Source organism: Desulfovibrio sp. ZJ200, assembly GCF_011039095.1.
Lineage (GTDB): Bacteria > Desulfobacterota > Desulfovibrionia > Desulfovibrionales > Desulfovibrionaceae > Desulfovibrio.
Map to the genome: position 1 here is coordinate 1 of NZ_JAAKEH010000072.1, position 8,347 is coordinate 8,347.

At 47.5% G+C, this 8,347-nt stretch carries 10 protein-coding genes and 1 pseudogene; 8 read left to right on the forward strand and 3 right to left on the reverse strand.

Features of this window, described 5'->3' with window-relative positions; translation table 11 throughout:
- Nucleotides 1-128: pseudogene (locus G7Y52_RS13695) on the forward strand (IS481 family transposase); the annotation flags it as partial.
- A 140-nt stretch (nt 129-268) separates the two neighbouring features.
- Here the strand turns inward: G7Y52_RS13695 and G7Y52_RS13700 are convergent.
- Entirely contained in the window at nt 269-451 is a 183-nt protein-coding gene (locus G7Y52_RS13700; RefSeq protein WP_165072833.1) for a hypothetical protein, read from the reverse strand.
- On the opposite strand from G7Y52_RS13700, the gene G7Y52_RS13705 reads away from it, so the two are divergent.
- The 6 genes from G7Y52_RS13705 to G7Y52_RS13730 all read left to right on the forward strand — a co-directional run bounded on the left by G7Y52_RS13705 (nt 443) and on the right by G7Y52_RS13730 (nt 4,662).
- Complete coding sequence (locus G7Y52_RS13705) at nt 443-1,840, forward strand: AAA family ATPase (protein WP_241159765.1); 1,398 nt, start codon at nt 443-445, stop codon at nt 1,838-1,840. The genes G7Y52_RS13700 and G7Y52_RS13705 overlap by 9 nt on opposite strands.
- Before the next feature lie 2 nt (nt 1,841-1,842).
- Nucleotides 1,843-1,995, forward strand: a complete 153-nt coding sequence (locus G7Y52_RS13710) for a hypothetical protein (RefSeq protein WP_165072835.1) — start codon at nt 1,843-1,845, stop codon at nt 1,993-1,995.
- A gap of 72 nt (nt 1,996-2,067) precedes the next feature.
- Nucleotides 2,068-2,229 (forward strand): hypothetical protein, encoded by a 162-nt coding sequence (locus G7Y52_RS13715; protein WP_165072836.1) that lies wholly within the window; start codon nt 2,068-2,070, stop codon nt 2,227-2,229.
- Nucleotides 2,216-3,100: a DUF3150 domain-containing protein gene (locus tag G7Y52_RS13720; RefSeq protein WP_165072838.1), complete on the forward strand. Its 885-nt coding sequence runs from the start codon at nt 2,216-2,218 to the stop codon at nt 3,098-3,100. Before G7Y52_RS13715 ends, G7Y52_RS13720 begins: the two co-directional genes overlap by 14 nt.
- A gap of 73 nt (nt 3,101-3,173) precedes the next feature.
- Nucleotides 3,174-3,953, forward strand: a complete 780-nt coding sequence (locus tag G7Y52_RS13725; RefSeq protein ID WP_165072840.1) for a PD-(D/E)XK nuclease family protein — start codon at nt 3,174-3,176, stop codon at nt 3,951-3,953.
- Between the two features lie 10 nt (nt 3,954-3,963).
- A complete protein-coding gene (locus G7Y52_RS13730) occupies nt 3,964-4,662 on the forward strand; it encodes an ERF family protein (RefSeq protein WP_165072841.1) in 699 nt (232 codons plus the stop codon).
- Nucleotides 4,663-5,587: 925 nt separating this feature from the next.
- Here the strand turns inward: G7Y52_RS13730 and G7Y52_RS13735 are convergent.
- A complete protein-coding gene (locus tag G7Y52_RS13735) occupies nt 5,588-6,967 on the reverse strand; it encodes a radical SAM protein (RefSeq protein ID WP_165072844.1) in 1,380 nt (459 codons plus the stop codon).
- A gap of 185 nt (nt 6,968-7,152) precedes the next feature.
- On the opposite strand from G7Y52_RS13735, the gene G7Y52_RS13740 reads away from it, so the two are divergent.
- Nucleotides 7,153-7,413, forward strand: coding sequence for a helix-turn-helix transcriptional regulator (locus tag G7Y52_RS13740; RefSeq protein ID WP_165072846.1), 261 nt, complete (start codon nt 7,153-7,155; stop codon nt 7,411-7,413).
- An 11-nt stretch (nt 7,414-7,424) separates the two neighbouring features.
- Here G7Y52_RS13740 and G7Y52_RS13745 read toward each other — a convergent pair whose 3' ends face one another.
- Nucleotides 7,425-7,988, reverse strand: a complete 564-nt coding sequence (locus tag G7Y52_RS13745) for a hypothetical protein (RefSeq protein ID WP_165072848.1) — start codon at nt 7,986-7,988, stop codon at nt 7,425-7,427.
- Nucleotides 7,989-8,347: the final 359 nt, after the last annotated feature.

Sequence of the window (8,347 nt, forward strand, 5' to 3'; positions counted from 1 at the left end):
ATGCCTGGCTGAATGAGTACAACACGGAGCGAAGCCACCAGGGCAAGATGTGTTGCGGACGGACGCCCATGCAAACCCTGCTTGACGGCAAGGCCATCTGGAAGGAAAAGGTCGGGCAGCTCAACTAACCAGACAACGGACCCATCAAAACGGAGACTACTGTCAGATCAAGTCTGAACTACTACAGATAAATTCTTATTCCTTCTTTTTTATAAACATCATCAAGAATAAGGGACATTCCTACCGCTGCCTTTCGTAATTCCGCCCGCTAATCATCAGTTCTATCTCCATATTCATTTAAATTCTCTATTGCATTTCCAAGAACTGATGCGTATCGAACATATACCTCTGCTTCGTTTTCAAAATACTTCTTGAGCTTATTGGAGACGTTATTCGATAAAGTCTGTTCAACTCCATAAAGATATAATACTGCTTTTCCAACGTGAAGCATAGCGATTCCTTTTTAATATTCTCCTCCTTCATATGGAAATACCATATAAAAGGAGGACTTTTTATGATTTCAGACTTGTTAAAGGCCGGGTTCCCCGCTGTGTTGCTGCAAACTTTGGAGCCGCACAGGACAGAGGATGAACTCAGGAACATCCCGGGCTGGCAAATCGCCAGATGGGATTGCGTACAAGGCATCAGGGGGCTTACTCCCCAATCGTTTCTCCACGAGGACATTCAAAGTCCGATTGAAGCTGTCTCATGGCTCATGTCCGCCAAGGACACTGTGCTTGTCTGCCACGGATTGTCGGCATTTGTCGATGACCCGATGGTCAGTCAGGCCATCCTGAACGCCATCCCTGTGTATAAGGGAATTGGCTCATGTCTGGTCATCGTTTCTCCGACTCCTGCGTTACCCGCTCAGCTTCAACCGTTCTTTCACCTCGTGGAAGTCAAATTGCCAGAGGAGGAGGCGTTATACCGCCTGCAAGCCGAACTTGGCGAACCCCTCAACATTCGGCCCAACCGAAAAGCCGCAAGGCTGGCAACAGGGTTGACCGAATTTCAGGCGGAGACCGCCTATTCCCTCAGCCTTACCCAAAAGGGCTACTTCAGTTCCAAGACCGTGACGGAAGCCAAGAGCCAGATGATAAAAAAATCCGGCTTACTGGAAATCTTTCCGGCGGCGAACATCCTTGACGTGGGCGGATTGAATCCCCTCAAGGAATATGTAGCCAATCGCGCCCAGGCATACAAGCCCGATTCAAAGCTGCCCAAGCCGAAAGGAATACTCCTCGTGGGTGTTCCCGGCACGGGCAAATCCAAAACCGCCTGCGCCATAGCGGGGATGTTGCAATTCCCGCTGCTCAGGCTGGACATCGGCGCGTTGAAAAACTCGCTGGTGGGTGAATCGGAGCGCCGGATGCGCGAGTCCACAAAAATTGTGGACGCCTTCGGCAACTGCGTCCTCTTTCTGGATGAACTGGAGAAGATGTTCTCCGGCGCCAGGGGCGGACTCAAGGACTCAGGCACGACAATGGGCATGTTTTCCCATTTCCTGACCTGGGCCAATGAGCAGAAATCCGCGTTCATTGTGGGTACGGCCAACAACATCAAGGAACTGCCGCCCGAATTTCTCCGGGCAGGGCGTTTTGACGCCATCTGGTTTGTGGACTTGCCTAGGCTTATCGAGCGCAGGGAAATCATCAAAATCATGAACCGCAAGTACGGCACATCCATGCCCGAAGCCTGGGCGGATGACCTCAAAGGCTACACTGGTTCGGAAATAGAGCAAATCCTTCGGGACTCCCTCTATGACGGCCTTGAAGCCGCTCGCCATTCGCTTATTCCGCTTTCCAAAACCATGACGGAAGTCGTCCAGAACCGGGAGTGAACATGGGCTATTACTCGGATGTAAGCCTGTGCCTCTCGAAAACAGGGGCTGCCCGGCTCAGGGAAAAGCTTGAAAACACCGCGCCGGAACTCAAACAGGAGGTGGAAGAGCTGCTGGAATATGCGGACTCCCACACTCTCGATGCCTCAAGCTAGGCTGCGTTCTGGTGGTGGAGCGGCATCAAGTGGTATTCCGACTTCCCGGATGTGGGCTTCATGGAAGCCTTCATGCGTGAACTTGACGAAAAGGACTACTACTTCCTCCGCATTGGCGAAGCCGATGACGACACTGAGCGCCTTGGCTGCTATCTCGACAACCCGTTCAACATGTATCTGGTCAGGAGCATCCATTTCTCCGGCCCGGAGGAAATCACCTATGGCAACCGCTGAAAACATGTTCAGGGAAGCGGCCCTGCTCCAACTCAATGCCACCTGCTGGCAACTGGACAAGAAGCTGCCGCAATCCCTGCTGGCTGATGTGGGCAATGTGGACTTCCTGCGCGGAAGAAAACTGCTTCTGCCGCCGGATTCCACGGCCAATATCAAGCAGGTCATCGGCAAGGCGCGCAACTATCTGCGAAAAATCGCGCTGCCCTTTCCCATAAATGGCTGTATGCTTGTGCCCCGGAAGCTCATCCCTGAGATTCAGGAGCAGCTCAAACAGCTTGAAACGCAGTATCAGAGCCATGTGGAGGACTTTCTCTACTGGTATCCGCAGACCATACAGGATGCCAGAGCCCTGCTGGGCGAACTCTTTGACGAGTGCGATTACCCCACGCCGGAAGCCATCAAAACGCGCTTCCGCTTCCAGTGGCGCTATATCGTCATCGGGCCATCGGTTTCACGGGTCTTGCCGCCGTCCATCTACAAGGACGAAGTGGCAAAGTTCCAGAACCTTATGGAACAGGCCCGGCAGGAAGCCATTGCGGCCCTGCGCGGAGAGTTTGTGGAGCTTGTCGCCAACATCGCGGACAAGGTGTCCGGCGCTGAGGACGGCAAACCCAAACGCCTGCGCGATGCCGCTGTGGAAAATCTCAGGGACTTTCTGGACAGCTTTGCTGACAGGAATATCTTTGAGGACGAGCAGCTTGCCGAACTGGTCAACCAGTGCAGGGCTGTCATCTCCGGCACGGACGCCAATGCCATCCGGCATAGCAGTCTGGTTAAGGAAAATCTGCATAGCTCCATGACAAATCTGCTCAAGACCATCGAAAGTTCGCTTGAAGGCGTTCCCCGCCGCAAGCTGCGCTTCGCCGCCTGAAAACAGGCATATCCGCTATCATCTTCAACAGGTGGTGGCGGAGAGTTCCCGCCCCCCCCCTCTTGGAGGGAAAATGGAACCGCTGCTGCTCTCCAAATCGCGGCTGAATACCTATTGCCTCTGCCCGGAAAAATACCGCCTGACCTACGTTGAGAAAATCGTGCCCGAAAAGACGGCCGTCCCGCTCATTGAAGGTTCGGCGCTCCATCATATTGTTGAGAACTGCCTTGTCTATGGCAAGACCGTGCCCAATATGGCGGAGGAAGCCTCACGGGAATACTGGACAAACATTGCCGTTCAGGAAACCGAATACGCCGATGAAGCAGGCTTTCGCCAGGCTCAGGAAAAGATTCTGAACGAGGCCAAAGCCTTTCTGGAAAAGATCGGCCCGCTCAATACCTGGCAGATGGAAGCTTATTTTGAACATCCGCTTGTTGATCCGCTCACGGGTGAAATGGATGAAAGCATCCTTCTGAGAGGTTTTGCGGACATCATCGACCAGCCGGAACCTGAACTCACCCGCATCATCGACATCAAAACATCGGCCAAGTCGTCCAGTCTGGAGCAGGGAAACCGCACTCTGGAACTGACTGTCTATGCCTATCTCCTGGCCTGTGAGTTCGGCTTTCAGATACAGATTCCCGTGAGTTTGCTCTATCTGGTGCGCTCAAAAGAACCCAAGGTCGTGTGGCTCAATTCCCTGCGGGCCGAAAGCGACTTCGTGAAGCTCTACGGCTCTATCCGGCATATCGCTACGGCTATCCGGCAAGGGCTGTTCTGGAAGAACCAGGGCATCAACTGCCTGTGGTGCCAGCATCAGGAACTCTGCTTCGGCAAATGCCTTGCGGCATAAGGAGGATGACATGGACTATGCGTTCAGTTCGCCGGAAATAACCGAACTTTCCAAGGCGCTCATCGAGGTGCAGAAGCACCTTCAGCCTGCCATCAAGGATGCCGAAAACCCCTTTGCCAAAAACAGGTACGCCACACTGAACAGCGTTATGGACTCCTGCCGTATGGCCTTGCTGGATAACGGTATCCTTCTGACCCAATACCCTGTTCCTGTGGAGGGCAGCAATCTTGGTCTGGTGACGAAACTTGTTCACGCCAAGACAGGACAATTCCAGGCATCGCTGGCGGTCATTCCGCTTGCCAAGCCTGACCCGCAGGCAATGGGAAGCGCCTTCACCTATGGACGGCGCTATGCCTTATCGGCCATGCTCGGAATCGTTTCCGAGGAGGACGATGACGGCAATGCCGCCTCTGGCAGAAATTCGCAAGGACGTGTCAGGGGAATAAAGGCTACGGGAAGCCAGTCAGGCTCAACCATGAGCAAAAGAACGCCCCCCGTTGACCGTGTTCCCCTGAGCCAACTGCTTGCCGACCTGGGCTTGTCGGAACTCATGCCCTGCTATCGGGCTTATCTCCGCAAGCAATACGGCTGCTCCACCGACAAGATTACCGTGGAACAGTACGAGGAACAAAAAGCCATGCTCGAAACGTGTAAACAGGAACCCATTAAACTGAGGAACTTCATGCGGACTTTGCATGGGTTTATGTAAAGGAAAATGCCCAAGAATAACTTATTCTTGGGCATTATAATTAATAATCAGTGTTCCTATAATAAAAATTAGTTGGAGTTAAGATAACTCAACACAGTTGTAATAATTATGAATAATAATAAAAATTTCCATAATTGTCCTTTTAGTTTGGCTCCACAATTCCAGCAATGCGTCGCATTAAGACGGTTTTCCGCCTTACACTTTAAACAAGTTTTTGTTCGCATCCTTGCCCCCTTTTGCGTTGTAGAGATTGGTTAATTATCGCCACCGATGGAATCCAGCCCTTCCGTAGCCGTAACAAGACGCTGAATTAGGAGGAGCTTGTGTGTGAACGACTAGCGTATGCAAACGAAGCGATTATTTCCTGAAATACCAACATTTATCCATGAATGTGAGTTGTGCCTACGGTGGGAAGGGCATCCATTTGACTGAGGATTATTGCCAGGGGAAGTAGCTGTCACACCACAAAAAGTGCATACCCACTCGTAAGTAGCAACAGTTCCGCCGTCGAATGTCTCAATTAAGGCTTGACCTACCATGTCGTCTAAGATCTCCGCTTTTACATCAACTATGGATAACAAAGAATTAAAGATAATTAAAATGATAGTTACCATACTTATTCTTTTTCATCATATTCTCCATATAAAATTTAAATGGCCCAAGTCATTTGGAAACTTAGGCCATTATATTAGTATGTTACATTAGAGATTAGTGCATCCACGACAGCCACTTGTGCATCCAGTACAGCATGTACAACGAGCAATGGCATCCGAGTGACCCATGCAAAGAGAAATTGCTGCTATGCCTAAAGAAACAATAGCGGTTTTCTTTACGACTTGCTTAAAGAACTCACGCCGTTCCAGAGAAGGGGTTTGATGATTGGTTTCCTGATTGCTGCTTTCCATGGTTCTCTCCTTTTTTATGCTTAAACGCAGGATGCGTCAGCAATCTTCCACATGAGATACTCGAAGACCTTCTTAGAGAAGCAATTTCTTCTAAATGAATATTCGACTAATTCGTTTGTAGCATTTTTATTCTCTTCAGCCATAAATTTTGATAGAGGACAGCCACCTCCGCACATATATTTATAATTACAGCTCATACACTTAGATAAATTATCAACATGAGACTCTTCCTGCATTATTTGTAGAACATCATTGTTTGGATACTCATCAGACATAACATTCCCTAAATAGAACTTTTTATTTCCTACAAAATATATACACGCATATGCATCACCATTTACACATATTGCAGACGTCTTATTGAAAGGTGAGCCACATCCATGATATAAAGGTGAACCATTTTCAATTATTTCCATGACATTTTTTACTGGAAATAACTCTCGAGGTTTCCAAATATTTTCATTGAGGATATTGATTAGATTGTCTTCAAAAATATCAATATCTGGATACCATGAGGGTGGCATAATGAAATTATCTGAATTTATTGGCCCAACAGCTACAAATGCCGATGAATCTCCTCCTAATTCTTTGTGAAGAAGTGAAATTCCCACCATTTGATTAACATTAAATGATGTTACAGTTGTCCTTAATGAGTAAGGAATATTTGCTAATCTGAGTAATGAAAGATGGTTTGTTGTGGATTTAAATGAATTAATTTTATGCGACGGCCTTAATTTATTATGTGTTATTTCATCTCCGTCAATATCAACAAGAAAAGTTATATTATATTTTTTTGCCCAATAAATAATATCATCTGGAAATATGGTTAAATTTGTAGTGATATGGTACCGTAAACCAGGCATACTGGGTTTAAAATTTTTTTCCGAATATTTAATAATATCTTTTATAAGAGACCAATTTAGCAATGGTTCGCCACCAAAAAAAACAATTTCAAGATCATCGCACTCTTTATAAATTTCAATAAATTTTCTAATTGCCGTGATTGCTACATCTAAATTCATTTTTAATTCATCATTTTTTCTATATGACTCTTTTCCGTTAAGACAATATATACAATTTAAATTACAATATTGAGTGAGGAGAAGAAATATACTAGCACCTTTCATGTTTTGTTTGTGTGTTTTTTTTAAATTATTATTATCTGGTATGATAATTTTCCTATCCATTAGATACATAAACAAATCTTCATGACCAGCATGATCTATGGCTAAACTAATATTCCTATATTTACGAATTTCTTCTATATATTTTTTTATTTTATTCGCATCTTCATTAGTGACAAGTATCGGATTGATATTAATACCTGATGTAATGAGAGTTTGACCGTTTCTTTCGAAGGAAATGATTTTGTCAGCTATTTTATAGTTTATATTTTCCATCTTATTTATCATCCATTGATGTCTGCCATCTATTGTATATATAGCTTGATGGATAATTTACTCATTAGCCTCTAACTCCAGGCGGGGGCATTCCAGCGTGGGTCGAAACACAAAATGACAACAGCAAGTATTGTTGTGTTTACCAACATATCCCGAAAAACTTGTCAAGCGGGTACACTTGCTCAATGGAAGACTACCCGCAGCTTACCGAGGCGATTTCTTGTGTTATCACGCGGTTACGCGAAGATGCCGGGCTCAGCAAACGCCGTCTGTCGATGATTTCTCATCTTGACCGGGTATACCTGCTTCAGGTGGAGCAGGGAAAATACCGCCCCACGCTGAACTTCATTTTTTGGCTGGCGCAAGCCTTGGGCATGTCCGCAGGTGAGCTTGTTACCCTTATCGAGCAAGAGCAAAAGCGACTTTTTAAAAACGCCAGGGGTTAATGATTCCCCTCTTATCGGGATGCCCCTTTCTCAAATACTTCCTTCGCCCTGATTGCTATTTTTTCGTCCCCTGTTTCCTGAGCCAGCGCGCGCAGAGTAGAAAATACCACCCTGGCACGCCGGGAATCCGAATTTTTACGAGCCTGGCGAAGCGCCGCCAGCCCCGTATGGGCAGAAAGTTTCTTGAACTGTGCGGGAATGGGGAGTTGAACATAGTCCCTCCAGAGCCTGATGGCATCGTCCAGTTTCACATCCATGACCATGCAGGCAAGGATATGCAGCGCAGCCACTTGCGCTTGCAAGGTTGCCCCGGATGTGCTCAGGCTGGCAAAGCGCGCATAAAGTTTCCGGGCTGTTTCCAAATTGCCCCGATAAGCGTATCTGGCTACAAGAAACTCCGCCAATTCAGCCTTGATCCCCTCCTGCCCCTCGCATTGCAACACCTGCTCAAAAGCCTTGGCAGCGTCCTCCAGATTTCCTTCCAAGCCTTCGCGGATGATATAGGCCCGGATACCTGCCAAAGCGGCACTCTCCGGCAGGGCGGAAATCAAATCAGCGAGCTTTGCGTCCATCATGGAACTCTCCTGCAAAAAGGAAGTTCCTCAAGCCTATGGCGCGAAGGGCGTATTTGGTCAAGGGGAGCAAATCTATTTCTCTATGAACGGGGAAAATCGTGCCAAACTTATAACAACCTATCGAAATAAAATACGAAAAATTTGAATATTCTTTTTTTTAAATTTTCTGTTTATTTTTCTGATGGCCTTTATGAGCAATAAGGGAGACTCCCGTCGGGAGAGCTTTGTCTAGAGCGGTTTGCTGTTGAAAACGGCAACCGCTCTGGCGGCCGCGGGAGCGGACGCCCGCGCCGAATGAGCCTGAAAACCACGCTTTTCAGGCGAAATGATGGCAGCGCCGCTTTTGAAATTGAATAATT